Source organism: Alteromonas mediterranea DE (genome assembly GCF_000020585.3).
GTDB lineage: Bacteria > Pseudomonadota > Gammaproteobacteria > Enterobacterales > Alteromonadaceae > Alteromonas > Alteromonas mediterranea.
The window spans coordinates 2,866,609-2,891,996 of record NC_011138.3 but is presented as its reverse complement, the minus strand read 5'-3'; the positions used below and the strand labels follow the sequence as shown (position 1 = coordinate 2,891,996).

The 25,388-nt window shown below is 46.3% G+C and carries 23 protein-coding genes; 18 read left to right on the top strand and 5 right to left on the bottom strand.

Features of this window, described 5'->3' with window-relative positions; translation table 11 throughout:
* Nucleotides 1–82: 82 nt before the first annotated feature.
* The 6 genes from lepA to MADE_RS12785 all read left to right on the top strand — a co-directional run bounded on the left by lepA (nt 83) and on the right by MADE_RS12785 (nt 6,052).
* A complete protein-coding gene (lepA, locus tag MADE_RS12810) occupies nt 83–1,879 on the top strand; it encodes a translation elongation factor 4 (RefSeq protein ID WP_012517524.1) in 1,797 nt (598 codons plus the stop codon).
* Nucleotides 1,879–2,781 (top strand): signal peptidase I, encoded by a 903-nt coding sequence (gene lepB, locus MADE_RS12805; RefSeq protein WP_012517525.1) that lies wholly within the window; start codon nt 1,879–1,881, stop codon nt 2,779–2,781. The genes lepA and lepB overlap by 1 nt, the downstream gene beginning before the upstream one ends.
* Nucleotides 2,781–3,467 carry a ribonuclease III gene (rnc, locus tag MADE_RS12800; RefSeq protein WP_012517526.1) on the top strand — a complete coding sequence of 229 codons (687 nt, stop codon included), beginning with the start codon at nt 2,781–2,783 and terminating at the stop codon, nt 3,465–3,467. Before lepB ends, rnc begins: the two co-directional genes overlap by 1 nt.
* A gap of 19 nt (nt 3,468–3,486) precedes the next feature.
* Nucleotides 3,487–4,398, top strand: a complete 912-nt coding sequence (era, locus tag MADE_RS12795; protein WP_012517527.1) for a GTPase Era — start codon at nt 3,487–3,489, stop codon at nt 4,396–4,398.
* Between the two features lie 101 nt (nt 4,399–4,499).
* Nucleotides 4,500–5,138 carry a pyridoxamine 5'-phosphate oxidase gene (gene pdxH, locus MADE_RS12790; RefSeq protein WP_012517528.1) on the top strand — a complete coding sequence of 213 codons (639 nt, stop codon included), beginning with the start codon at nt 4,500–4,502 and terminating at the stop codon, nt 5,136–5,138.
* Nucleotides 5,139–5,209: 71 nt separating this feature from the next.
* The gene (locus MADE_RS12785) at nt 5,210–6,052 is read left to right on the top strand and encodes a TatD family hydrolase (RefSeq protein ID WP_012517529.1); all 843 of its coding nucleotides are present in this window, start codon (nt 5,210–5,212) and stop codon (nt 6,050–6,052) included.
* 17 nt (nt 6,053–6,069) lie between these two features.
* Here the strand turns inward: MADE_RS12785 and MADE_RS12780 are convergent, their stop codons facing one another.
* Complete coding sequence (locus tag MADE_RS12780) at nt 6,070–6,756, bottom strand: hypothetical protein (RefSeq protein ID WP_232362942.1); 687 nt, start codon at nt 6,754–6,756, stop codon at nt 6,070–6,072.
* Nucleotides 6,757–6,903: 147 nt separating this feature from the next.
* Here MADE_RS12780 and serB point away from each other — a divergent pair, with 147 nt between their 5' ends.
* On the top strand, nt 6,904–7,887 hold the full coding sequence (gene serB / locus MADE_RS12775) for a phosphoserine phosphatase SerB (RefSeq protein ID WP_012517531.1): 984 nt from the start codon (nt 6,904–6,906) through the stop codon (nt 7,885–7,887).
* 96 nt (nt 7,888–7,983) lie between these two features.
* On the opposite strand, the gene MADE_RS12770 is transcribed toward serB, so the two are convergent.
* A complete protein-coding gene (locus MADE_RS12770) occupies nt 7,984–10,509 on the bottom strand; it encodes a PilZ domain-containing protein (protein ID WP_012517532.1) in 2,526 nt (841 codons plus the stop codon).
* A gap of 190 nt (nt 10,510–10,699) precedes the next feature.
* Between MADE_RS12770 and radA the strand changes: the two genes are divergently transcribed.
* Nucleotides 10,700–12,067 carry a DNA repair protein RadA gene (radA, locus tag MADE_RS12765; protein WP_012517533.1) on the top strand — a complete coding sequence of 456 codons (1,368 nt, stop codon included), beginning with the start codon at nt 10,700–10,702 and terminating at the stop codon, nt 12,065–12,067.
* A gap of 64 nt (nt 12,068–12,131) precedes the next feature.
* On the opposite strand, the gene MADE_RS12760 is transcribed toward radA, so the two are convergent.
* On the bottom strand, nt 12,132–12,539 hold the full coding sequence (locus MADE_RS12760) for a PilZ domain-containing protein (protein WP_012517534.1): 408 nt from the start codon (nt 12,537–12,539) through the stop codon (nt 12,132–12,134).
* Between the two features lie 163 nt (nt 12,540–12,702).
* Nucleotides 12,703–14,370, bottom strand: a complete 1,668-nt coding sequence (gene ettA, locus MADE_RS12755) for an energy-dependent translational throttle protein EttA (protein WP_012517535.1) — start codon at nt 14,368–14,370, stop codon at nt 12,703–12,705.
* Between the two features lie 303 nt (nt 14,371–14,673).
* On the opposite strand from ettA, the gene lpxD reads away from it, so the two are divergent.
* From lpxD to MADE_RS12705, 10 genes are all read left to right on the top strand, one after another.
* Nucleotides 14,674–15,702 (top strand): UDP-3-O-(3-hydroxymyristoyl)glucosamine N-acyltransferase, encoded by a 1,029-nt coding sequence (lpxD, locus tag MADE_RS12750; RefSeq protein ID WP_012517536.1) that lies wholly within the window; start codon nt 14,674–14,676, stop codon nt 15,700–15,702.
* Nucleotides 15,703–15,856: 154 nt separating this feature from the next.
* Nucleotides 15,857–17,113 (top strand): serine hydroxymethyltransferase, encoded by a 1,257-nt coding sequence (gene glyA / locus MADE_RS12745; RefSeq protein ID WP_012517537.1) that lies wholly within the window; start codon nt 15,857–15,859, stop codon nt 17,111–17,113.
* A gap of 103 nt (nt 17,114–17,216) precedes the next feature.
* Nucleotides 17,217–17,666 (top strand): transcriptional regulator NrdR, encoded by a 450-nt coding sequence (gene nrdR / locus MADE_RS12740; protein WP_012517538.1) that lies wholly within the window; start codon nt 17,217–17,219, stop codon nt 17,664–17,666.
* Nucleotides 17,667–17,709: 43 nt separating this feature from the next.
* Entirely contained in the window at nt 17,710–18,849 is a 1,140-nt protein-coding gene (gene ribD / locus MADE_RS12735) for a bifunctional diaminohydroxyphosphoribosylaminopyrimidine deaminase/5-amino-6-(5-phosphoribosylamino)uracil reductase RibD (RefSeq protein ID WP_023559778.1), read from the top strand.
* Nucleotides 18,850–18,869: 20 nt separating this feature from the next.
* Nucleotides 18,870–19,532, top strand: a complete 663-nt coding sequence (locus MADE_RS12730; RefSeq protein ID WP_012518943.1) for a riboflavin synthase — start codon at nt 18,870–18,872, stop codon at nt 19,530–19,532.
* A 20-nt stretch (nt 19,533–19,552) separates the two neighbouring features.
* Nucleotides 19,553–20,653, top strand: a complete 1,101-nt coding sequence (gene ribBA / locus MADE_RS12725; RefSeq protein ID WP_012518942.1) for a bifunctional 3,4-dihydroxy-2-butanone-4-phosphate synthase/GTP cyclohydrolase II — start codon at nt 19,553–19,555, stop codon at nt 20,651–20,653.
* Nucleotides 20,654–20,897: 244 nt separating this feature from the next.
* Nucleotides 20,898–21,371 carry a 6,7-dimethyl-8-ribityllumazine synthase gene (gene ribH / locus MADE_RS12720; RefSeq protein ID WP_012518941.1) on the top strand — a complete coding sequence of 158 codons (474 nt, stop codon included), beginning with the start codon at nt 20,898–20,900 and terminating at the stop codon, nt 21,369–21,371.
* A gap of 12 nt (nt 21,372–21,383) precedes the next feature.
* Nucleotides 21,384–21,806 (top strand): transcription antitermination factor NusB, encoded by a 423-nt coding sequence (nusB, locus tag MADE_RS12715; protein WP_012518940.1) that lies wholly within the window; start codon nt 21,384–21,386, stop codon nt 21,804–21,806.
* 48 nt (nt 21,807–21,854) lie between these two features.
* A complete protein-coding gene (gene thiL / locus MADE_RS12710) occupies nt 21,855–22,820 on the top strand; it encodes a thiamine-phosphate kinase (RefSeq protein ID WP_023559777.1) in 966 nt (321 codons plus the stop codon).
* Between the two features lie 39 nt (nt 22,821–22,859).
* Nucleotides 22,860–23,360 carry a phosphatidylglycerophosphatase A family protein gene (locus tag MADE_RS12705; RefSeq protein WP_023559776.1) on the top strand — a complete coding sequence of 167 codons (501 nt, stop codon included), beginning with the start codon at nt 22,860–22,862 and terminating at the stop codon, nt 23,358–23,360.
* 133 nt (nt 23,361–23,493) lie between these two features.
* Here the strand turns inward: MADE_RS12705 and dxs are convergent, their stop codons facing one another.
* Nucleotides 23,494–25,371 carry a 1-deoxy-D-xylulose-5-phosphate synthase gene (gene dxs / locus MADE_RS12700; protein WP_012518937.1) on the bottom strand — a complete coding sequence of 626 codons (1,878 nt, stop codon included), beginning with the start codon at nt 25,369–25,371 and terminating at the stop codon, nt 23,494–23,496.
* Nucleotides 25,372–25,388: the final 17 nt, after the last annotated feature.

Sequence of the window (25,388 nt, the reverse complement as noted above, 5' to 3'; positions counted from 1 at the left end):
GCACGCGCTGCGTATAACCCCTAATTTAAGGTGAGCAGCATTTTTTGTTTAATGAATTTTTCTGCAGGTAATTTCCAGCATTATGCAACAATCGCACATTCGTAACTTCAGTATTATCGCCCACATTGACCACGGTAAGTCTACGCTGTCAGATCGTCTCATCCAGCACTGTGGAGGGCTTACAGACCGTGAGATGGCTGAACAGGTTCTCGACTCTATGGACCTGGAAAAAGAGCGCGGTATTACTATCAAAGCGCAAAGCGTTACGCTGAACTACGAAGCGCGTGATGGTGAAACTTATCAGCTTAACTTCATCGATACTCCGGGACACGTTGACTTCACTTACGAAGTTTCTCGCTCACTTGCAGCCTGCGAAGGTGCGCTTTTGGTCGTCGACGCGGGGCAAGGCGTAGAAGCCCAGACACTGGCTAACTGCTACACGGCTATTGAAATGGACATGGAAGTGGTTCCAGTGTTGAACAAAATTGACCTGCCACAGGCCGAACCAGACCGCGTGGCCGAAGAGATTGAAGACATTGTTGGTATAGATGCTCTTGACGCCGTGCGCTGCTCGGCGAAAACCGGAATTGGTATTGAAGATGTCCTTGAAGTTATCGTCAATAAGATTCCACCGCCAGAAGGCGATCGAGAAGCGCCACTTAAAGCGCTAATTATCGACTCGTGGTTCGACAACTATCAGGGCGTTGTATCATTAGTACGTATTGTCGAAGGCCAATTGAACAAGAAAGATAAAATTCAAATTATGTCGAATGGCCAAACTCACCAAGTGGACAAAATCGGTGTGTTTACGCCTAAGCCTCTTGATACTGGCATATTAAGGGCAGGTGAAGTTGGTTTTATCATTGCCGGCATCAAAGATATTCAAGGTGCGCCCGTGGGGGATACTATCACGCTTGCGCGCGAGCCTGCTGACGCCATGCTTCCTGGTTTCAAAAAGGTTAAGCCACAGGTTTATGCGGGTATATTCCCAATTAGTTCAGATGATTACGAAGACTTCCGTGATGCCCTTGCTAAGTTAAGCCTGAACGACGCGTCATTATTCTACGAGCCAGAAAGTTCAGCCGCCTTGGGTTTTGGTTTCCGTATCGGCTTCCTTGGCATGCTGCACATGGAAATCATTCAAGAGCGTTTAGAGCGTGAATATGACCTAGGTCTTATTACTACTGCACCTACGGTAATTTACGAAGTCGAAACGACAAAGGGCGAGACACTTACCGTAGATAGCCCGGCGAAATTACCGCCGGTTAACGATATTGCTGAAATTCGTGAACCTATGGTTGAAGCCAATATTCTCGTACCACAAGAGTATTTAGGTAACGTAATTACTCTATGTGTTGAAAAGCGCGGTATGCAAACCAACATGACGTACCACGGTAAGCAAGTCGCGGTAACTTACGAGCTACCAATGGCTGAAGTTGTTCTCGATTTCTTCGACCGTTTGAAGTCTACCAGCCGTGGTTTCGCTTCCCTTGATTATAACTTTAAGCGTTTCCAAACGTCTGACATGGTGCGCGTTGATATTCTTATAAACGGCGAACGCGTAGATGCGCTAGCGGTTATTACGCACAGAGAAAATTCTCAGGGCCGTGGTCGTGAGTTGGTAGAAAAATTACGTGAATTGATTCCTCGCCAAATGTTCGATATCGCTATTCAGGCTGCGATTGGTAATCACGTCGTTGCAAGAAGTACGGTTAAGCAGCTGCGTAAAAACGTAATCGCCAAGTGTTATGGTGGTGACGTTAGTCGTAAGAAAAAGCTACTTCAAAAGCAGAAAGAAGGTAAAAAGCGAATGAAGCAAGTGGGTAATGTTGAGTTGCCACAAGATGCATTCCTTGCAGTATTGAAGGTGGGCAAATAATGGCGAACTACTTCTCCTTGATTTTGGTGGCACTCACCTTAATAACAGGTTTGATTTGGCTAGTAGATAGCCTCGTGTTTGCGCCAAAGCGAAAAGCCCGTTTACAGGCTGCGGCGACCGCAGAAGGCGCGGGCTACGGAGAAGATCCACAGCTGCCATATTTAGTTGATACTTCGCAACAAATCTTCCCGGTTATCGCGTTTGTATTAGTGTTGCGTTCGTTTTTGTACGAACCGTTTCAAATTCCTTCAGGCTCTATGATGCCAACCCTACTGGTGGGTGACTTTATCTTGGTGGAAAAGTTTGCTTATGGTGTGAAAGACCCGGTCTTCAGAAGTAAGCTTATTGAAACTGGCGTGCCAGAGCGCGGTGACGTAGTGGTATTTAAATACCCAGAAGAGCCTTCAATTGACTATATCAAGCGCGTTATAGGGCTACCGGGTGACACCGTGGTTTATCAAAATAAACAGGTTTATATAAAGCCTAAGTGCGAGACGGGCAATAACTGCCCGAAACTTAAGGCGGTACCACTAAGCTTTCAAGAACGTGGCGAATTTGTGCAAGACATGGCGCAGCTTATGCGTTACACCGAGGATTTAGGCACTGTGGAGCACGATATCTTGCGTCATCCAGTTCGCGAAATTTCTCCGGTTAATTTTTATACCCAACCCGGCACACGCGCCAATGAGTGGATAGTACCAGATGGGCAGTATTTCGTACTTGGCGATAACCGTGACAACAGTCGCGATAGCCGTTTTTGGGGCTTTGTTCCTGATGCCAATCTGGTAGGAAAAGCGGTGGCGATTTGGATTTCATTTGAATTCGAGCGCAGCCCATCAGACTTCCTTCCAACATGGGTACCTACAGGTGTTCGATTTGAGCGAGCAGGTGGCATTCATTAATGCAGGGAATTGATAAATATCTTCGCTTATACAAGGCGATAGGCTACACATTTAACAATGAAGCGTTGTTAGAACAAGCGCTTACTCACCGAAGTGCCGCTAAGCAGCACAACGAGCGCTTAGAGTTTTTAGGTGATGCCATTTTGGGCATGATTATAGGCGAGACTTTATTTAAGCGCTTTCCTACTGTGCCAGAAGGCAAGCTCACCAGAATGCGTTCGACCTTGGTTAAAGGTGATACGCTGGCAGAGTTGGCCAAAGAAGCCAGTGTGGGCGAGTTGCTCAACTTAGGTCCTGGTGAACTGAAAAGTGGCGGTCACCGCAGAAGTTCTATTTTGGCTGACGCCGTTGAAGCTATCTTAGGTGCTATCTACCTCGATTCAGGAATGGACGAAGTACGAGGCGTTATCGACAGGCTATGGGAAAGTCGCATTAATCAATTAGATCCTAATGCACACCCAAAAGACAGTAAGACGCGCCTGCAAGAGTTCTTACAAGGGCGCAAACAGGCGCTGCCAACCTATGAGGTGCTGTCTATTTCAGGCAAAGATCACGCACAGACATTTGAAGTGTGCTGTAAAGTAGAAAGTCTACCAGACGCGGTTGTGGCGTCTGGCAATAGTCGTCGTAAGGCAGAACAAGAAGCTGCTCGTCTAACATTGGAGAAGCTTGATGACAACGCATGATGAGTCGAATTTGCCAGAAATGCCCGATATTCAAACACGCTGTGGTTTAGTCGCCATTGTAGGGCGCCCTAATGTAGGAAAATCTACACTACTTAACCGCTTACTGGGGCAAAAGGTAAGTATTACCTCTCGTAAGCCTCAGACCACACGTCACCGTATTTTAGGTATCGACACCGACGGCGACTATCAAGCGATTTATGTTGATACGCCCGGGCTTCACCAAGACGAGAAGCGAGCGATAAATCGCTACATGAACCGCGCCGCGTCGAGCTCTCTCGCAGAAGTGGGCCTGGTATTGTTTGTTGTCGAAGGTGATCGTTTTAACGCCGAAGATGAAATGGTGTTAAGTAAAGTTAAACAAGCAAACCTTCCTTGCTACCTTATCGTAAATAAAATGGATAAGGTGGAAGACAAAGAAAACTTTATGGTTCATCTGCAAAAGTTAGGTGAAAAGCACCCGTTTGAGCACATTGTTCCTATTAGTGCCAAACAGGGAAAAATGGTAGACGGTATTAGAGAACTCGTTGCTGAATCATTGCCGAAAAGTGAGTTCTTCTTTCCAGAAGACTACATCACCGACCGCTCAAGCCGCTTTATGGCTGCTGAAATCATTCGTGAAAAATTAATGCGTTTCACCGGTGATGAATTGCCTTACTCTACCACAGTGGAAATTGAGCAGTTCAAAATGGCTGATAACGGTGTTTACCGTATTAATGGCCTTATTTTGGTAGAGCGAGAAACCCAAAAGCGAATGGTAATTGGCAAGGGTGGTAAACACTTGAAAACCATTGGCGAGCAAGCCCGTAAAGATATGGAAAACTTGTTCGATAACAAGGTCTTCCTAGAACTATGGGTTAAGGTTAAGCAAGGCTGGGCCGACGATGAGCGGGCACTGCGTTCTCTTGGCTATGGCGACGACAGTAACTTCTAGCTTTTTACCCGCTCGGTATAAGCGTATTAACGCCGCTAGGCACCCTAGGCAGGGAGCGAGAGGCGTTACACGGTAATTAATTTTCGTTGTAGGAGCGTCGTATGGCAATTTCAGATATGCGTAGACAATACTCAAAAGGTAGTTTGAGTGAGTCAGATATCACATCTAGCCCTTTTTCTTTGTTTGACCAATGGTTAAAAGACGCTATCGATGCGGGTATTCCCGACCCTACAGCGATGACTGTTGCCACGGTAGACAGCACCGGCCAACCTTCTCAGCGAATCGTTTTATTAAAAGATGTTAGCGACAAAGGCTTTGTGTTTTTTACCAATCTAGGTAGTCGAAAAGCGCAGGAGCTATCTGTTAACCCTAAAGTCTCGTGCCACTTTCCATGGTTTTTTATGGAGCGCCAGGTGCGTGTTTGCGGCAGTGTAGAGAAACTGTCTGTTTCTGAAAATGCAGCGTATTTCTTCTCTCGTCCGAAAGACAGTCAGCTCGCGGCTTACGCATCTAAACAAAGTAAACCCATTGGGAGTAGAGCGCTACTTCTCACGCAGTTTAAGCAGTTGAAAGACAAGTTTGCTAACAAAGCGCTACCTGTACCTGACTTTTGGGGAGGCTTTCGAATTGTTCCCCATCAAATTGAGTTTTGGCAAGGCGGGGAAGATAGACTTCACGACCGTTTGGAATACAACAAAGCCGAAGATGGCAGGTGGTCAACACAGCGCTTGATGCCCTAGCCGAAAGCGTTCTGCGGTTCAGCGATAAGCGCTGTTTTCATCTTGAATAGTCGATACAGAGGCGCCTGCGCATGATAGACAGCCACTGCCACCTTGATTTGCTCGCATCGAAAAAAGACCTCAATACAGCCTTAGAAAGGGCAAAAGCTGCGGGGCTCACTCGCCTCATGGCGCCGAGTATCAATCCTCATTCGTGGCAAACGCTACAGGCGCTTAGTAGTGAGTATCAACATCTCCTTCCCATTGATACTGCCCTTGGGCTTCATCCTTACTTTCTTTCATCTAACGAGTGCGACTTAAAAAACGGTATTGCTTCATTATCGCAAGAGCAACTTGTAAAAGGTCAGCTTTCTGAACTTGAAAATGCCGCAGCAATGCGCCACCCGTCAGTAAAAGCCATTGGTGAGACCGGTATCGATGGGCATATCAAGGTGCCTCTTAAACTGCAGCAGCAGGTATTTAATGCCCATTTAAACGTTGCCGAGCGCTGTACTTTACCCGTAATTGTGCATCATCGAAAAAGCCATCATCTGTTACTGGAGGCGTTTAAGCAGGCAAGGTATCAAGGAGAAGGGGTGATCCACGCCTTCTCGGGCAGTGTGGAAGTAGCAAAAAGGTATATAGAGCGAGGCTTTTATTTAGGAATAGGCGGCACTATTACCTATGAGCGCGCGAAAAAAACACGGGAAACCTTAGGCTATTTATTAGAGCATCACTTCGATAACATTCTGCTTGAAACTGACTCGCCGGATATGCCCATGTGCGGCCGGCAGGGCGAACCTAACGAACCCTACTACCTAAATGATGTGGTAGAGGCGATTAGCTCGACTTTCAGCGTTGCATCTAGCGAAGTAATAGCCACTACCACAGCGAACTATTTTCGTCTATTTGGCATAGAGCAAAGTCATGTTTAGCGAGAGCTAAATAGCACTTATTGAGTGAGCTTCATCTGTTTCTTTTTAGACTCGATGACGTGTATAAACCAAGGTCGAGATTTGTAAAACGCGCGGGTTAGGTAAATGCCAAGCATCAGAGCGAGAAACACTAAAATACACGCGATAAGCGCAAGCTGATACCGAAGTGTAAGGGGGCTTTCTAACACGGCCTGTGTATTCATATGAATGTTCACGTACCCCAATAAATTACCCTCGTCATCATTAATCGCCTCGACATAGGTAAGTGGCGTAACATTTTGCGATTGGCTTATCGCGACAATACTGTCTATTTGGGGTAATGGTGCGATATACCTGCCGTCTTTATCAAATACAGATAGGGCGAGGATGTGCGGTTCGTTTTTCAATACAGTCGCAACGCTTTCAATATACTGCCTTTGTGTTAGTGCACTTTCTGATTCAGCCTTTTGGTTTTGTCCTAGCATGGGGCGGTCTTGAGTAAAAAAGGCGGGTTGTAAAAGCTTGGCGTACTGGCGCGCAATGCTCTCGCCAGTGGAACGGGTTTGAACGGTAAGCCAATCATTTTGGTATTGCTGAACCAACAATAACAATACAACGATTAACGCAAAAACCGTGCTGACAACTAATGTGTGAAAGAGTCTTTTCAGAGCCGTATACAATGAATGAGAGTCATTCTTTGTTTGTGTAGTGGCTTTGTTAAGCACGTTTACCAATTCGTATTTCCATAAATTCTTTAGGTTTGCCTAACAGTAGGTTAATTCTAAATAATTTAAAAGAGGATATTTTATTAGTTAGCCTAATTGGTTAGCATTAGGCCACCATTTGCCAACTATCTCAGTGTCTTCTTCGCTATGAAAAACACGCTTTTCCCAAATATTAACAATGACGAACAGCATAGTGCTGCCCAGCTATCACAACACATTAATACTGAACACAATAGCAAGGCCTATACACACACGCTTACGGTAACAGGTCAAGCCATTACCCCTTACCTTTTGGACGGTGTGCTCAATAAAATAAAGGATGTGTTTTCACCGACAGGGGCGGCTTTTCACCATCTACACCAATGTCTTGGCGATGATGTTATTGAGGTTCGTGGCACGCTTAATAGCGCACAGCTTGAAAATATAAACCCGCTACTTGGTGATGTGTCATCTGCCTTCAACTTTGATATCGGTTTACAGGCTTCTCGTCCGTCGCTGTCTCAGCCAGGTCTGTTAGTGATGGATATGGACAGTACCGTTATTGCCATAGAGTGTATTGACGAAATTGCAAAATTGGCGGGCCTGGGTGAGCAAGTTGCAGAAGTTACCGCCAAGGCCATGCGCGGTGAAATAGCCTTTAACGACAGTTTGACTCACCGCGTAGCGTGTTTGGAAGGCGTGCCCGTAGCACACCTTAAAAAAATTCGCGATAGCCTCCCAATCATGCCGGGTATACAAAGCTTGCTCGCTTACCTTAAACAGCACAATTGGAAATTGGCTATTGCCTCCGGTGGTTTTACCTTTTTTGCCGATCATTTAAAAGCAAGGTTAGGATTAGACTTTGCCATATCAAATACATTAGCGGTTAGCGAAAACCTACTTACCGGTAAAGTTGAAGGTGAAATAGTGAACGCCGATGTTAAGGCGCGCACGGTTAAGCAGCTTGCCGAAAAGTGGCAAATTCCAACGAGTCAGACCGTGGCAATGGGAGACGGGGCAAACGATTTGGTGATGATGGCTGAATCGGCCCTGGGTGTCGCTTGTCACGGCAAGCCTTTGGTTAACGAAAAAGCCGATGTCGCAATTCGTATTGGCAGTTTGCACAGCATGCTTTATTTTCTTGATAAATAGGAAGGCGGGAGGTTGTGCTAGCCGTTTTTAAGAAGTTAGCACGCTTGTTCGTGAAAAAGTGCTATGCGCTAAACGGGTAGCGCATAGGTGGTGTGTTTAAGTCATTCTTGATACAACGTTCTGCGCTACAGCGCTTTTTAACGTTTTATTAGCGGTGATGTCTTCCATGGTGAAGCCATAACGAATTAGCACTTCGTCAGTCACATCGACAAGGTGTGAACATGCGGCAATACTCCACATCTTTTTCTCAAGCTCTCGCGCTCTGTGCATGGCATACATAGTCACGTAGTTGATTTCAGTTTGCAGCATGCTCATATCAGGTTTACCCGTGGTCGTCAGCATCACATGAATAGCTATAAACTGGCCTCGAACCATCGCTTCTCGAATAAAAGCTCTTCGCTGCTCATTACTTTCAAATTTATCTGAGTAACGAGGGATAATTGCCATACGCGGTTCTTTTTGCGATGCATCAAAGGAAATAAAGAGCTCTTGGCGCAGCGGCATATTTTCAAGCTTTACGGCTTTAATGCCGCTTTGAACGAAAGGCGAATCCTGTTTTCTGTCTCTGAAGAGGAACTCTAGATTAACTTTGCCTTGCTCAGCATATTGCGTGGTGAGGGTGGTGATCCTCTCGTCTTGCTTGCCAACGATACACGCTTGAGGCGTATAGCGAACCCCTTCTTTGCTCATCAAAAAAGACAAAGAGGTCGCGTTTCTTGCGTTGATACAGCGCAGTGCCTGGCCGATACCGGGTACTTCTTCTTCGTCATTATCAACTTTTAAGTTAGCTTTATTCTTTTTGATTAGCTCTTCAAAGAAGGCGCGGGCGCTCTTTCCTTCCTCACCTGGCATGGTCTTCAGGTGTAAGATGTTTTTCTCAACGTTATGGTAGATAATTTCATATTGAAGGTGCATAACATCAAATGCATTAGCAATTTCTTGCAGCCGGGGAAAAGCCACTTCAATTCTGCCTTCCAGGCTTCCTTTATACTCTTTATTTAATTCAACGCGCAGACCCAAACCGTGTACAGAAATATCTTCACTTACGCCTTTGTGAACCGCATCCTCATTATTGAAGCGAGCTTCGATTTGCGTTCTTAGCTGATAGCGGCTTTCAATACGTTGTTCTTCATATTTAAAACGTACTAAATGAATATTAGAGGGCGCTCGGTTTCGAGGGTGCCCAAAGACTCGCAAATGAGAAAGGTTTTCGCGATTGAAGGTAAACTCGTTATAGGTTTCTTGACCGGTTACCGACGTCACATCGGTAACGTGAGCTAAATACCTGAGGTTTTTAAGCTTAGACATGAGTCGCGCCGATGGCGGTGTATTAAGCTTTTTGACTTTGCTACCCACAGAGTCAGGTATGGAAAGGGGAATATGAGCTTGCTCCGGCACCATGTCGGTAAGCGTGATTTTGAACACTCTCCAACTGGCCTTTTTTGAGCCAAAGCCTAAGAAGACCTTAAGCAGAATGTCTTTTTGCAACAACTCCTCGAAAGACGCCGAGTAAAAGTATACTTTATCACTGTGTAGGTGGGTGAAGCTGAATACAAAAATTTCGCGCACTTCATCAGACTTATTTAAAAGCCGCATAAGTCGCTCTTGTGTTAGCAAAAAGTTTAGCCGACAGTTTTCTTCTTCGTCTTGCCAATACTGTACTGTTTCTCTATTTACCTCGTTTACCATCGCAAAGCGGGGTACTAATGTTTTGTTAATAACATCGATATAGACAGGAAGCGTTGGGCTTCTTGGTGAGAAGTATTGTTCGCAGGTTTTGCTGGTTATCGCTTCTATTGTATTGCTCATGTTCACTTTATAACGACGTTTGTTGCCGTGTATAAAGCTTTCTAAAAACTTGTCAAATGCTGGGCTGGGGCAATCTTTATCCCGCTGTAGCGCAAGATAGTTCACATCGTTTTTCGTTATTATTTTAACGAGTTTGTACGCTATGCCATTTTTTTTATCCATGGCAAATTCGTTTTCAAGACCCCTAAAAAAGATAAAAAGGGTTTCCCCGGTTTTAAAAAAAGCGTCTTTTGCGAGTTTTATCTGTAAACCTTCGAGGGAAATATCAACACTCAGCCCGCGCATTGCTTGGCCGGCGTTATTAAAAACTTCTACGGCCACTGCGAAATTCATTCGCTCTGTATTGCGCTGTCGATAATCGAGAAGGTTCACCGTTGGCACTTTGAATTGCTCTAACACGGCAGAGCGCTTCTTGGCCGTAGGATTTTCTTTGTGTGCCCGCTCTTGAGCAAGTTCTTTTTCGCGTATTAAGCGGAAATTGTTTTCCGTATTTTGTACCGCCTCATACACGCCATAAGTGTAGCGGCCAAACACGCGTATCTGCTCTTCAAATTTATCAACCGCTAAGTCGTCCATATAATGACTTCGCCCTTCATGGACATATTTTTTGCATTTACCGTCTACATGACCGCGCAAATCGATAGTACGCATACAGGGTTTGGCTAGACGCTTTACTTCCATTTTTATTAGAAAGCGTTTTTCCTTAGGGACGTCTGCAGCAGTTTGAAGCAACACCTGGTTGAACTCGGGTTCGTTCACCATAGGCTTTAGCTGTTCAATAATATCAGCGTACTGCTTTAAATCTTGACTCATGAATGCGCAACTTTGTTGTTAAGTATCATTATTTTAGTTGTTATCGGCAAATCAGCAAAACTCATTAATGCGCTGAACCCTTATACTTTTGTTGGATCTATTGTGCGCAAAAACTGAACGTTGGATTGTGCTTAACTCACTCTTTTTAAGTGTTAGAATACTCTTTTTGGACTTTGGATAAAACTGGAATATGGCAAAACGTAAAACTGCTTATGTATGTTCTGACTGTGGGGCAGAGTTTCCTCGCTGGCAAGGGCAGTGTTCAGAATGTAAAGCGTGGAATACCATAAGCGAGTTTGTTGTAGCAAGTGCAAAAAGCGCTACGCGTCAAACTACGTCGGGCTATGCTGGACAAACGGCGGCTAAAATTGAAACGTTGAACGCCATTGATCTTGAATCTCTTCCTCGTTTTTCGTCCACTTTTAAAGAACTCGATAGGGTGTTGGGTGGCGGTATTGTCCCCGGCGCTGCTATGTTGATAGGCGGCTCACCAGGCGCAGGTAAAAGTACGTTGCTTTTGCAAGTAATGTGTCAAATGGCGAAAAGCGAAAGCGCCCTCTATGTAACAGGGGAAGAATCGTTGCAACAAGTGGCCATGCGGGCGAAGCGGTTAAGCCTTCCTGACGATAAGTTGATGATGCTGGCAGAAACAAACGTTGAAACCATTTGCGATTTAGCGCTTACCCAAAAGCCTAAAATTATGGTTATCGACTCCATTCAGGTTATGCATGTTTCTGATGTTCAGTCGGCGCCTGGTAGTGTATCTCAAGTTAGAGAGAGTGCGGCTTATTTAACCCGCTTTGCCAAGCAAAACCATATTGCCATGTTTATCGTTGGTCACGTAACCAAAGACGGCAACCTCGCGGGCCCTAAAGTACTCGAACACTGTATCGACAGCTCAATGATGTTGGAAGGGGAGAGTGACGGCCGCTACCGTACGTTGCGAAGCCACAAAAACCGCTTTGGTGCAGTCAACGAGCTTGGGGTATTTGCCATGACGGAAAAAGGCCTTAAAGAAGTGAGTAACCCGTCTGCAATCTTTCTAAGCCGTGGCGATAACGATACGCCGGGTTCTAGTGTCATGGTAATTTGGGAAGGTACGCGCCCATTGCTGGTGGAAATACAAGCCTTGGTGGATTACTCACAAATGTCTAACCCTAGGCGAATTGCAGTTGGCCTTGATCAAAACCGATTATCCATGCTGCTGGCGGTGCTTCATCGCCATGGCAATGTGCAAATGAATGACCAGGATGTATTTGTCAATGTAGTAGGGGGCGTGCGCGTTTCCGAGACCAGCGCTGACCTTGCGCTGCTTCTGGCCATGATTTCTAGCTTTCGAAACCGCTCTTTACCGCGCGATTTAATTGTATTTGGTGAGGTGGGCTTAGCCGGTGAAATTCGCCCTGTTCCAAACGGGACAGAGCGCATTATTGAAGCCGCGAAACACGGCTTTAAACGCGCTGTTGTGCCTAAAGCGAATGCTCCTAAGCAAGCCATAAATGGTATGAAAGTTGTGCCTGTAGCCCGTCTATCAGAAGCCTTAGATGCGCTAGAATAGAGGGCTTGGCCTAGAGCCTATTCCAGCACTCTTCGTCCTGCTAACACGATATTACGTGAACGTGTTAGTGGGATGCGCGGTAAACAGCATCAACCAGTGCATTAAGGTCTTTTTCTTCAATACTTGCGTCTTCACTATTTAAGGTAATTAAGCGGCGAAGCGCGCTAACGCTTTCTAGGTCCATGCTTTCAACCTTACAACCTAACGACACCCCTTCTTTTCTGCTATCGGCATGGCGGTAAAGCTGAGAAATATGAAGCGTAATGACAGGGCTATCTTCATTTGCTTGAAACATAGCTGTGTAGGGCTCGTGGCTGTCAAAGGGCAGGTGGGTGAGCGCTGTTTCGCTGGCAAACAGTTTTATTCCTTGCAGCGACACGTCACTGACTACCACGTCGATAACCATGTCGTTATGGGCAAGGGTGCCCCTTACGTTTAAGGTAACCCTTTGGAATTGGCGCTTATCCGTCATTTTTAAGTACCTAGTTTGCATCTACGTTGTCAGTATTGGCTAAATTGCTGTCGTTCGCAATCAAAAGCCGACAAATAAAAAGGGCCCTCATCGTAGATGAGAGCCCTTTTTATTGTGGGTCAAAATAGGGTAATCCTATTTTTTATTATCTTTGTGTTTCTTATTACTTAGCCATACGCTTGTATTTCAAACGGTGAGGCTCAACCACATCCTGTCCAAACTCTTGCTTTAACCAGCTCTCGTAGTCTGAATAATTACCTTCGAAGAAGTTAATGTTACCTTCGTCGCGATAATCCATTATGTGTGTCGCCACACGGTCAAGGAACCAACGATCGTGCGAGATAACCATAGCGCAGCCCGGAAACTCTAATAACGCGTTTTCCAGCGCGCGAAGTGTCTCAACGTCTAGGTCGTTAGTTGGTTCATCTAGCAGCAACACGTTGCCGCCAGCTTTAAGCAGTTTCGCAAGGTGTACACGGTTGCGCTCACCACCTGACAAGTCTTTAATAAACTTTTGCTGGTCGGTGCCTTTAAAATTAAAACGGCTGCAGTAGGCGCGGCTGTTTATTTCAAAGTTACCAATGCGAATGATGTCTTGCTCGTCAGAAATTTCTTTCCATACGGTGTTATCTTCATTCATGTGGTCACGGAACTGCTCTACCGCAGCAATTTGCACCGTATCGCCTAAATCGATAGTACCTGAATCAGGTTGCTCGGCGCCGGTAAGCATTCTAAATAGGGTAGATTTACCCGCACCGTTAGGACCAACGATACCTACAATCGCCCCTTTTGGTACTTTGAACGTCAAGTCATCGATAAGTACGCGATCGCCATAGGACTTTTTAAGGTTGCTTACTTCAATAACCTTGTCACCTAAACGCTCACCCGGTGGAATGAATAGCTCATTGGTTTCGTTACGCTTTTGGTAATCGCTGGTAGATAGCTCTTCAAAGCGGGCCATACGTGCCTTACTTTTAGCATGACGACCTTTCGGATTCGAGCGTACCCATTCAAGTTCCTGTTTCATGCTTTTCATGCGGGCGGTTTCGGTGCGCTCTTCTTGCTCTAGTCGGTTTTCTTTTTGTTCCAACCAAGAAGAATAGTTGCCTTCCCATGGAATGCCTTCGCCACGGTCAAGTTCTAAGATCCAACCTGCCACATTATCAAGGAAGTATCTATCGTGGGTAATGGCTACCACGGTACCTTCATAGTCGTGAAGGAAGCGCTCTAGCCACGCTACTGATTCGGCATCTAAGTGGTTAGTCGGTTCGTCAAGAAGCAACATTTCCGGCTTTTCTAGCAGCAATCGACAAAGCGCGACACGGCGGCGTTCACCACCCGATAATTTGCTTACATCAGCATCCCAAGCTGGAAGGCGAAGGGCATCAGCGGCACGCTCTAGTGCGTTTTCTAGGTTGTGACCGTCTTTCGCTTGAATAACGGCTTCCAGCTCGCCTTGTTCTTTTGCTAAGGCGTCGAAGTCGGCGTCTGCTTCGGCATAAGCTGCGTATACTTCATCAAGACGAGTCAATGCGTGTTTCACATCGGCTACCGCTTCTTCGATGTTGCCGCGCACATCCTTACTTTCATCAAGCTGAGGCTCTTGAGGAAGGTAGCCCACTTTTAGCCCAGGCTGAGGTCGCGCTTCACCTTCAATTTCAGTGTCAACGCCGGCCATAATGCGAAGTAGCGTTGATTTACCCGCGCCGTTAAGACCTAGCACACCAATTTTGGCACCAGGGAAAAAGCTAAGTGAAATATCTTTAAGAATGTGTCTGTTAGGTGGGACGATTTTCCCCACACGATGCATACTGTAAACGTATTGAGCCATGCTCTATCCTCGCTGAATAAGCGGTGAAAAATAAAATGTGTTTAAGGCGTGTTGAACTTTACCGCATCTAAGCATTCATTAAAGTTCAACACGTCCTAACTGGGGCCATATTCTACTCGTAACAGGGTAGTTTGTGCCAGTCACTTACGCTAGCTGAATTAGTGCTTGGCGATATTTTAAGCGCTTATGTCAAAAAGAATGATTTATGCGTCGGTTGAAAGGGCAATTTAATGTAAACTTAGCGTCCATAAAAATGAGTATTAACACTCAAACACTATTCATATATCCGAACAGGTAATTAAAATGACCGCTATGAATAAACGCACATACAGTTTGGACGAGTTAGCGAAACACGTTGGTGGGGAAGTGCAGGGTGACGGAAGTATCATCATATCTGCAGTAGGTACGCTATCAGGCGCAGCATCGCATCAAATTTCATTTCTTACCAACCCCAAATATAAGCCTCAGTTGAAAGACACCAAGGCTGGCGCGGTAATTTTGCACGAGAGTCTTAAAGGCGATAGCCCCGTAGCCGCGCTTATTGTGGCTAATCCTCACGCGGCTTTTGCACTCATAGCTCAATTATTCGATACCACACCTGCTGTGGCGTCGGGGATTGCTGAAACAGCTGTGGTTGCGCCCTCTGCCCGCATTGGCAGTGATGTCTCCCTTGGACATAACGTTATTATTGAAGAAAACGTTGTATTAGGCGACAGAGTGACGGTCGGTGCGAATACGGTTATCCGGAAGGGAACGCATATTGGAGAAGGGTGTACCATCCACCCTAACGTGACTATTTATCACGATGTAGTTATTGGAAAGCGTGTCACTATTCACAGTCAAACGGTTATTGGTGCTGCAGGTTTTGGTTATGCCAACGATAAAGGCGTGTGGATCCCGATTCCTCAAACCGGATCGGTTTGCATTGGCGACGACAGCCAAATCGGCGCAAGCAGCAGTATTGACCGCGGCGCAATGGAAGATACGATCTTAGGCACCAACGTTATTATTGATAACCAAGTGCAAATTGGTCATAACTGTATCATTGGCGACCATTCGTGTATTTGTGGTGCGACAGGCATTGCCGGGAGTTGTCATATTGGTAAACACGTCATCATTGGTGGTGGTGTAGGAATTAACGGCCACATCAGTATTTGTGACAATGTTCAGGTAACAGGCTACACCATGATTGTTCAGGATATCAAAGAGCCCGGTGTTTATTCTTCGGGACAGCCAGCACAAACAAATCGTGATTGGCGTAAGAATACGGTTCGCCTTGCTAAAATTGGCAGTTTATTTGACCGGGTTAAAGCCCTTGAAAAACAGGTCTGATCTCCCGCTGGCGCAGGTATTTCGTTAAACCTGCGCCATTTATATTAATTTGGTCATAAAGCGGTATACAAGCACCCGAAAATGACTAGAATATGGCTCGAATTTGAGCAATCAGTGCGTAATGCCATATAAAAACCGCAGTTAAGGAGCCCCCATGTTTTCTCGCGAAATGAATATAGCTGACTTCGATCCTGAATTAGCCAATGCAATGGCCAACGAGGTTGAGCGTCAAGAACATCACATTGAGCTAATTGCCTCTGAGAACTACTGTAGCCCACGTGTTATGGAAGCACAGGGTTCACAGCTTACTAATAAATACGCTGAAGGCTACCCAGGAAAGCGCTACTACGGTGGCTGTGAGCACGTAGACGTTGTTGAGCAACTTGCTATCGACCGTGCAAAAGAACTATTTGGTGCAGATTACGCAAACGTTCAGCCGCACGCGGGTTCTCAAGCAAACTCGGCCGTATTTATGGCGCTACTTGATGCGGGCGACACCGTACTAGGTATGAGCCTTTCTGAAGGTGGACACCTTACTCACGGTTCACACGTAAACTTCTCTGGTAAAACGTACAACGCGGTACAGTACGGTTTAGATAAAGAAACGGGCGAAATTGATTACGCACAGGTTGAAGCACTAGCGAAAGAGCACAAGCCGAAAATGATTATCGGTGGTTTCTCTGCGTATTCAGGCATTGTTGATTGGGCGAAATTCCGCGAAATCGCAGATAGCGTTGGTGCATATTTGCTTGTAGATATGGCGCACGTTGCCGGTCTTGTTGCCGCTGGTGTTTATCCAAACCCACTTCCACACGCACACGTGGTAACGACCACCACACACAAAACGCTTGCGGGCCCTCGTAGTGGTCTAATCCTTTCTTCATGTGGCGACGAAGCGATTTACAAAAAGCTTAACAGTTCGGTATTCCCTGGCAACCAAGGTGGCCCACTTTGTCATGTTATCGCGGCTAAAGCGGTAGCGTTCAAAGAAGCACTGCAGCCAGAGTTTAAAGCGTATCAGCAGCAAGTGGTTGCAAACGCAAAAGCGATGGTGTCTGTCATGCAAGAACGTGGCTACAATATCGTATCTGGCGGTACTGACAACCACCTGTTCCTTTTAGACCTAATCGACAAAGATATTACGGGTAAAGATGCTGACGCCGCACTAGGTGCAGCAAATATCACGGTAAACAAGAACTCGGTACCAAACGACCCGCGCTCACCGTTTGTAACAAGCGGTCTTCGCATTGGTAGCCCAGCGATTACGCGTCGTGGTTTTAAAGAAGAACAAGCTAAGCAAGTTGCTACGTGGATTTGCGACATCCTTGATAACATGGGCGATGAGTCTGTTATTAAGCGCGTTCAAAGCGAAGTGGTTGCCCTTTGCGCACAATTCCCTGTTTATAAGTAATTAAATAGGTTTGTGTTTTATTGCGTACTTTGGTACTAATGCTGGACTAACTAGTCTAGGTTGAGTTTGAAAGGCCTAAGTACGCAATATGTAAGGATTATTCATGTTTTGCCCGTTTTGTTCCGAACAAGAAACAAAAGTCATTGATTCTCGTTTAGTTGCAGAAGGGCAACAGGTGCGAAGACGACGCGAATGTATGGTGTGTCACGAGCGCTTTACTACATTTGAAAGTGCAGAGCTTGTGATGCCCCGCGTTATTAAACGCGATGGCTCGCGTGAACCATTCAACGAAGATAAACTTCGTGCTGGGCTACAGCGCGCGCTTGAAAAGCGCCCTGTTAGTACCGAAAAAGTAGAACAATGTATCCTTTCGCTTAAATCACAGTTGCGCGCAACCGGTGAACGAGAAGTAAGCAGCGAACTACTTGGCAACCTAATAATGAAAGCCCTCAAAGAACTCGACAAAGTCGCCTATGTTCGGTTCGCTTCAGTTTATCGTTCCTTCGAAGACATTCGTGAATTTGGAGAAGAGATTGCACGACTAGGGGATTAGGTTCGATAAACCTTAAACACTTAGGGCTACAACAGGAATCCAAGTGAACCACGATACGGTTAAAAACGATTATTATTGGATGGCAAAGGCCATTCAACTTGCCAAAAAAGGGCGCTTTACTACCTCGCCCAACCCCCGCGTTGGCTGCGTGATTGTTGACGAAGACAGTCAGTTGTTAGGCCAAGGTTATCACATCCAAGCGGGCACACCTCATGCCGAAGTACACGCACTTAGACAAGCAGCTCATGCACGTTCTGAAGGTGCCAAAGGTGCAACCGCTTACGTTACCCTAGAGCCCTGCAGTCATTTTGGGCGTACGCCGCCTTGCGCTAAAGCCCTTGTTGAAGCGCAGGTTGCGCGAGTTGTCATTGCTATGACTGACCCTAACCCGAACGTATGCGGCAACGGTATAAGTATGTTGCAAGAAGCGGGTATTGAAGTGGTGAGCGAGGTAATGGCTGCAGAAGCCGCTGCGCTTAATCCCGGTTTTATAAAGCGTATGCTAACCGGTAAACCCTTTGTTCGCGTAAAGTTGGGCATAAGTGTTGACGGAAAAATAGCCTTGCAAAACGGTGTGAGCCAATGGATTACCACTCCAGAAGCCAGACGAGATGTACAGCACTATCGCGCACAAAGCTGTGTGGTGTTAACGGGGTCGGGTACAGTGAAGGCCGACNATCCTAGCCTTTTAGTACGCGAGAAAGAGGCGCAGTTTGACGATTATCCCCTTGAACATGTTCGCCAGCCTGCTCGGGTTGTGGTAGACAGTAAAAGCACGCTTAGTCGGGACTATGCGCTCTTTAATGACGGCAATATGACCTTTACTGCTACGTCTCAGGCTCACCCAGATACGGCAAGCCAGCATTACCTTCAGCTTGATGAAAAAGACGGTAAGCTTGACTTACACGCACTAATGTTGGCATTAGGCGATAAGCAATTTAACGAAGTATGGGTAGAAGCGGGGCCAGGCCTTGCAGGTGCACTCTTGCAAGAAGGGCTGGTGGACGAGCTTATTTGTTACCAAGCGCCTAAGCTATTAGGTGATAAAGGGGTAAGTATGGTCAATTTGCCAGCGTTTACCGCTTTAAATCAATCTATTTCACTTTCACTTATTGAAAATCGTCAGGTGGGTAACGATATTAAGCTTATCTTCCGGCCCGACGTTAGCAACACCTGTCGCTAACGCGACTAAAGAGGAACTTTATGTTTACTGGAATTATTCAAGCGTTAGGCACGATTAAAAAGCTCGATAACCGTGGCAATGATATTCGTCTAACGGTGTCTTCACCTACGCTTGATATGTCTGATGTAGCGCTAGGCGACAGTATCGCTACCAACGGTGTTTGTTTAACAGTCACTGATATGGGGGCTGATTATTACTGTGCAGATGTGTCGGCAGAGACGATTAAATTAACTGGCTTTGCACATTACAGCGCTGGCTCAACGGTTAATTTAGAAAAAGCCATGCGCCCAACCGATCGCTTTGGCGGTCACATTGTGTCTGGTCACGTGGACGGCGTTGGTGAAGTTACGCAAATCATTAAACATTCAGACTATGTAGAATTCTGGGTTAAAGCGCCCGAAGCGATTGCCAAATATATTGCTCATAAAGGCAGCATTACGGTTGATGGAATCAGTCTTACCGTTAACGAGGTGAATGGCGCTGAGTTCATGCTTTGGATCATTCCCCATACGTTACAAGAAACGATAATGGGAAGCTATAAAGTAGGTACTGCAGTTAATTTAGAAGTTGATGTTATTGCGCGCTACTTAGAGCGATTAATGCTGGGCGATAAAGCCGCCGAGCCACAGAGCAAAGGCATCGATATGGCATTTCTTGCCGAGAACGGATTTTTAAGAAAATAACCCTACAAGAAGCACACAACATGGCATTTAACACTACACAAGAAATAATTGAAGATATCCGCCAAGGTAAAATGGTTATCTTAATGGATGATGAGGACCGAGAGAATGAAGGTGACCTCATCATGGCGGCAGAGCATGTGACGCCTGAAGCCATAAACTTTATGGTTACTCACGCACGGGGCTTGGTATGTTTGCCTATGACGCAAGAGCGTTGTCGTGCGCTAAATCTTCCGTTAATGGTAGATAAAAACGAAGCCCAGTTCTCTACGAACTTTACTGTTTCTATCGAGGCGGCAACGGGTGTAACCACGGGCATTTCAGCGGCAGACCGCGCCACGACAATTAAAGCTGCTGTAGCGAAAGAGGCGAAAGCCACAGACATCGTACAGCCGGGTCATATTTTTCCACTTATTGCTAAAGATGGCGGTGTATTAAACCGTGCGGGTCATACCGAAGCTGGCGTTGATTTACCCCGTTTAGCGGGTTTAGAACCGGCGGGCGTTATTGTAGAAATTCTTAATGAAGACGGCACTATGGCCCGTCGCCCAGAGTTGGAAAAGTTTGCAGCTAAACACAACCTTAAAATTGGTACTATTGCCGATCTAATTGAATACCGTAACCTAAACGAAACGACGATTCAAAAAGTGGCGCAGTGCAACATGCCGACCGAGTATGGTGACTTTGAGTTACATACCTTTAAAGACAGTATTGATAACCAGCTTCACTTTGCCCTTAAGAAAGGTGAGATAAAAGAAGATGAAGCGACGCTTGTGCGTGTACACCTTCACAATACGTTTAGTGATCTTCTTGGCTCTACCCGCGGTATTCATCGCTCAATGACATTAGCAGACGGCATGCGCAAAATCTCAGAAGAAGGTGGAGTGTTAGTGCTATTAGGTAAAGAAGAGCACATCGAAAGCCAGGTACGCCGCTTTGCAGCCGAAGATAGAGGCGAACAACCTGCTGGCGCTGATTGGCAGGGATCGTCGCGCACAATTGGTGTGGGTAGCCAAATTCTTGCGTCTATGGGCGTTCACAAAATGCGTCTTCTTAGCAAGCCAATTAAATATCATGCGCTTTCAGGTTACGGCCTAGAAGTGGTCGAGTACGTGCACGACTAGTGCTTGGGTGTAGAGCACAGCGAAAGTGGAGAGGGAATGCTCGTCGCAAACACGCGGTGAATACATCCCTGTACGCTCCGCCACCGCATCCATGCGGTGGAGGGTTTGCGACCAGCATTCCCTCCCCACATTTGGCTAAGCATAAAGTGGCCGTTTACGAATAGTTGAAGTTAAAGAAACAATCGATTTAGTTTGGGCGCAGTTGTGGTATACTTCGCGCCGTTTTTTCTCGAGGAATGAAACCATGCAGGTAGTTGAAGGTAATATCAGAGCAACCGGTAAGAAGTTTGCTATCGTAGTATCACGCTTTAATAGCTTTGTAGTAGAAAGCTTACTAGAAGGTGCATTAGACACCCTAGAGCGTCACGGTGAAGTAAGTGATGACGATATCACGTTAGTACGCGTTCCTGGTGCTTACGAGTTACCTGTAGTGGCTAAAAAATTAGCCGAGAAAAAGTCATTTGACGCCATTATCGCACTAGGTGCGGTTATTCGTGGTGGCACGCCACACTTTGATTTTGTAGCAGGTGAGAGCAATAAAGGTCTTGCGCAAGTATCACTTGAATACGGTATTCCGGTTTCATTTGGCGTAATCACAACAGATTCAATTGAACAAGCAATCGAGCGTTCAGGTACTAAAGCGGGCAATAAAGGTGCAGAAGCTGCACTGGGCGCGCTTGAAATGGTTAACGTTATCGATGCTGTTGAAAAGCTTTAAGGTAAACATTAAGTGAAAGTTTCAGCTCGTCGTAAAGCCCGTGAACTCGCCTTGCAAGGCGTGTATTCATGGCAAATGAGTCACAACGATATACAGCAGGTTGAACTGGCGCTAGCCACCAGTAACGACATGCAAAAGGTAGACATGGCGTATTTTCAAGCCTTGCTGCGCGGAGTTGCGCATAACGCAAGTAAGCTTGATGCGACGATTAAACCTTATCTTGGCCGTCTGCCTGAAGAGCTAGACGCGATAGAAAAAGCGATCTTGCGCATTGCGACGCTGGAACTGACTGAGCGCATTGATGTACCTTATCGCGTAATTATTAATGAAGCGATTGAGCTCGCTAAGGCATTCGGTGCCGAAGAGAGCCATAAATTCATTAATGGTGCACTGGATAAAGCAGTGCGCACGTTGCGCAAAGATGAGCGCGACTAACCTTACCATGGCGGCATGGATTGCCGCTGAAAGGGTTTAAAAATTACTGTGAAAGAATTTGATCTTATCGGCCGCTATTTTTCAAACTGCGGCCACAAACGCAAAGACGTTGTTATAGGTATTGGTGATGACTGTGCAGTAACAACGGTTCCTGAAAACCAACAACTCGCCGTTACTACTGATACCCTTGTTGCAGGCGTGCATTTTTTAAAAGATGCGCCAGCGAAATCTGTGGCATACAAAACAGTAGCGGTTAACTTAAGTGATTTGGCTGCAATGGGGGCGGAGCCCGCATGGATAAGCCTGTCACTGTCGCTTCCAGAAGTAGATGAAGCTTGGCTTGATGATTTTGTTGCGGGCCTTTATGAGCTTACCCAATATTATTCGGTGCAGTTAATCGGCGGTGATACGGTAAAAGGCCCTATGGCAATGACGATTACCGCGCAAGGCTTTATACCACCGGGTTCAGAGCTGACGCGAAGCGGTGCAAAGCCGGGTGACTGGCTTTATGTTACCGGTACGTTAGGCGACGCTGGTGCTGGCTTAGATATTCTACAAAATAAGCTAAGTGTCTCAGGCGAAGCAAAAGACGTGTTAATTAATCGTCATTACTTTCCAACTCCCCGAGTTGCAGTGGGTACTGCTATTCGTCGCATTGCCACATCATGTATCGATATATCTGATGGCTTGATATCAGATTTAGGTCATATTTTAAAAGCGTCTAATTGTGGCGCAAATGTTCATGTAGAGCGCTTGCCACTTTCTCGGGCGTTAACTAGCGCCGTGTCGCCTGAACAGGCTATCGAATATGCGCTATCTGCTGGAGATGATTACGAGTTGATTTTTACGGTAAGCGAAGAGCAACACGGCAGCCTGGAAACGTCTTTGGCAAGTACAAACGTAAAAGCAACGTGTATCGGGCAATTAACCGGTCACAATGGCAAACTCTCATTACTTAAAAGTAATGAGAAGTATACGCCTGTCGCTGCGGCGGGTTACGAGCATAGCTTTTAAGTACAACCGATTAATTAGACGTGAGACAAAGGAATTTACATGCAGGCTGAATTTCGCGCTAGAGTGAGTATGAAAAATCCGGTCCATTTTCTAGCGTTGGGCTTTGGTAGCGGGCTAATTCCTTTTATGCCTGGGACGTTTGGCTCTCTAGCTGCATTGCCTTTGCTTATCGCCTGTAGCCAAGTATCCATTGTTTCATTTATCGCGCTTACGCTAATATTCTCAGTTGTGGGCATTTACCTTTGCGGTAAGACGGCTGACGATATGCAGGTCCACGACCATGGCTCTATCGTGTGGGATGAAATAGCGGGCATGTTCGTCACGTTTCTATTTGTACCAATTACCGCATCATCCTTGCTGGTTGGTTTTATTCTATTTAGGCTTTTCGATATTTTAAAGCCTTGGCCGATAGGCATTATTGATAAGCGCTTACACGGTGGTACAGGCATAATGCTAGACGATTTACTGGCTGGTGCCATGGCATGCGGCTGTTTGCATTTACTGATGGCGTTCTGGCCAGCAGCTTTAGCCTTGTTTTAAGGTGTTAACATAAAGCTTAAGGTTTAGCGCCTAAGACGTGTAGTAAGCAAAGAAGATATATCCGAGAATTTCTCACAAAAAGCCCGCATGTTTGCGGGCTTTTTCGTGTTTAATTGATGTGGCTCTAACGCTGTTATCCTATTAGCGATTTTGCCGCAGCAATAATACCTTCAGCATCTAAGCCGTGCTCTTTGTACATTTCCTGTTGTGTACCTTGCAGGATAAAGCTGTCCGGTAAGCCAAGCATTTTCACAGCTTTTAATACACCGTTTTGCTGTAAATGCTCTAGTACAGCGCTGCCAGCACCGCCCATAATACAGCCGTCTTCTAAGGTTATAAGTGCGCTGTGTTCGTTGGCTGCTTTTAAAACAGCGTCGCCATCCAATGGCTTGATAAAGCGCATGTCGATAACCGTAGCGTCAATAGCCACTGCTGCTTCAAGTGCATAGGGCAATAAACAGCCGAAGTTCAAAATAGCAACGCTTTCAGATTTATCTTTCGCGGTTTCTCGACAGGTACGTGATTTACCAATCTCAAGCGCTGTCATGGCTTCATCTGGCGTAACCCCCATGCCTGCCCCGCGAGGGTACCGTACCGCCGCTGGCTTTTGAAGCTTGTGACCAGTGTAGAGCATTTGACGACATTCGTTTTCGTCTGAAGGTGCCATCACGACCATGTTTGGAATACAGCGAAGGAAAGCAATATCAAACGCGCCTTGGTGAGTAGGGCCATCGGCGCCAACTATGCCGGCTCTGTCTATGGCAAATAATACCGGTAAGTCTTGAATTGCCACATCGTGGATAAGCTGATCGTAAGCGCGCTGAAGGAACGATGAATAAATCGCAACAACCGCATTCATACCGTCTTTGGCAAGACCGGCGCCAAAGGTCACTGCATGCTGTTCGGCAATGGCAACATCGAAGTATTGTTCAGGAAAACGCTGAGAAAACTCAACCATGCCTGAGCCTTCACGCATAGCAGGCGTCACCGCCATAAGCTTAGGGTCTTGTGCTGCCATATCACACAGCCACTGGCCAAAAATAGCCGAGTAGGTGGGTGCAGAAGGCTTAGACTTAGGCAGTGCATTGTCTGCTGGGTTGAATTTTGGCACTGCGTGAAATTTTATCGGGTCTTCTTCTGCAACGGCGTAGCCTTTACCTTTTTTGGTGACCACGTGTAACAGCTGCGGGCCATCGAAGTTACGCATGTTGCGAAGGGTATCTACAACAGCATTGACGTCGTGACCGTCAATAGGACCTATATAGTTAAAGCCCAGCTCTTCGAAGATAGTACCAGGCACGACCATGCCTTTAAGGTGCTCTTCTGCACGGCTGGCAAACTCTTTAATAGGCGGTACGTTACTAAGCAGTTTTTTACCGCCATCGCGAATGGAGTTGAAAAAGTTTCCTGTCAGCAAACGCGCTAGGTGGCTATTCAGTGCACCTACGTTCTCAGAGATAGACATTTCGTTGTCGTTGAGCACCACCACCATATCTTTTTTGATATCGCCTGCATGGTTAAGTGCTTCAAACGCCATACCCGCTGTCATCGCGCCATCGCCAATGACCGATACCACTTTTCTGTCTTTACCTTCCTTTTCTGCGGCTACCGCCATGCCGAGCGCAGCGCTAATCGATGTAGACGAGTGGCCAACAGCAAAGGTGTCGTATTCACTTTCCGGCGGCCACGGAAACGGATGTAAACCGTTTTTCTGGCGAATGGTACTCATGCGCTCAGCACGGCCGGTCAAAATTTTGTGTGGATAGGCTTGATGGCCCACGTCCCACAACAAACGGTCAAAGGGGGTGTTGTATACATAGTGCAGTGCGACAGTAAGCTCTACTGTGCCTAAACCTGAGGCAAAGTGCCCGCTGGTTTGACTTACGCTATTAAGTAAGTACTCACGTAATTCATCGGCGAGCTCGCGTAATTTGTCTTGAGGCAGCTGCCTCAACTTATCAGGTGTTTGCGCAAGCGCAAGCGTTGGGTAATGTTGGAGATCTAAACTCATGTACTTATTATCTTTTT

Bases quoted from the DNA above. Each gene is read 5' to 3' on its own strand.
- lpxD (WP_012517536.1), top strand. From the start codon at position 14,674: ATGACCGCTATGAATAAACGCACATACAGTTTGGACGAGTTAGCGAAA.
- ribH (WP_012518941.1), top strand. From the start codon at position 20,898: ATGCAGGTAGTTGAAGGTAATATCAGAGCAACCGGTAAGAAGTTTGCT.
- pdxH (WP_012517528.1), top strand. From the start codon at position 4,500: ATGGCAATTTCAGATATGCGTAGACAATACTCAAAAGGTAGTTTGAGT.
- lepA (WP_012517524.1), top strand. From the start codon at position 83: ATGCAACAATCGCACATTCGTAACTTCAGTATTATCGCCCACATTGAC.
- MADE_RS12760 (WP_012517534.1), bottom strand. From the start codon at position 12,539: ATGACGGATAAGCGCCAATTCCAAAGGGTTACCTTAAACGTAAGGGGC.
- radA (WP_012517533.1), top strand. From the start codon at position 10,700: ATGGCAAAACGTAAAACTGCTTATGTATGTTCTGACTGTGGGGCAGAG.
- MADE_RS12730 (WP_012518943.1), top strand. From the start codon at position 18,870: ATGTTTACTGGAATTATTCAAGCGTTAGGCACGATTAAAAAGCTCGAT.
- MADE_RS12705 (WP_023559776.1), top strand. From the start codon at position 22,860: ATGCAGGCTGAATTTCGCGCTAGAGTGAGTATGAAAAATCCGGTCCAT.
- era (WP_012517527.1), top strand. From the start codon at position 3,487: ATGCCCGATATTCAAACACGCTGTGGTTTAGTCGCCATTGTAGGGCGC.
- rnc (WP_012517526.1), top strand. From the start codon at position 2,781: ATGCAGGGAATTGATAAATATCTTCGCTTATACAAGGCGATAGGCTAC.
- glyA (WP_012517537.1), top strand. From the start codon at position 15,857: ATGTTTTCTCGCGAAATGAATATAGCTGACTTCGATCCTGAATTAGCC.
- serB (WP_012517531.1), top strand. From the start codon at position 6,904: ATGAAAAACACGCTTTTCCCAAATATTAACAATGACGAACAGCATAGT.
- MADE_RS12770 (WP_012517532.1), bottom strand. From the start codon at position 10,509: ATGAGTCAAGATTTAAAGCAGTACGCTGATATTATTGAACAGCTAAAG.
- nrdR (WP_012517538.1), top strand. From the start codon at position 17,217: ATGTTTTGCCCGTTTTGTTCCGAACAAGAAACAAAAGTCATTGATTCT.
- lepB (WP_012517525.1), top strand. From the start codon at position 1,879: ATGGCGAACTACTTCTCCTTGATTTTGGTGGCACTCACCTTAATAACA.
- dxs (WP_012518937.1), bottom strand. From the start codon at position 25,371: ATGAGTTTAGATCTCCAACATTACCCAACGCTTGCGCTTGCGCAAACA.
- ribBA (WP_012518942.1), top strand. From the start codon at position 19,553: ATGGCATTTAACACTACACAAGAAATAATTGAAGATATCCGCCAAGGT.
- ettA (WP_012517535.1), bottom strand. From the start codon at position 14,370: ATGGCTCAATACGTTTACAGTATGCATCGTGTGGGGAAAATCGTCCCA.
- MADE_RS12785 (WP_012517529.1), top strand. From the start codon at position 5,210: ATGATAGACAGCCACTGCCACCTTGATTTGCTCGCATCGAAAAAAGAC.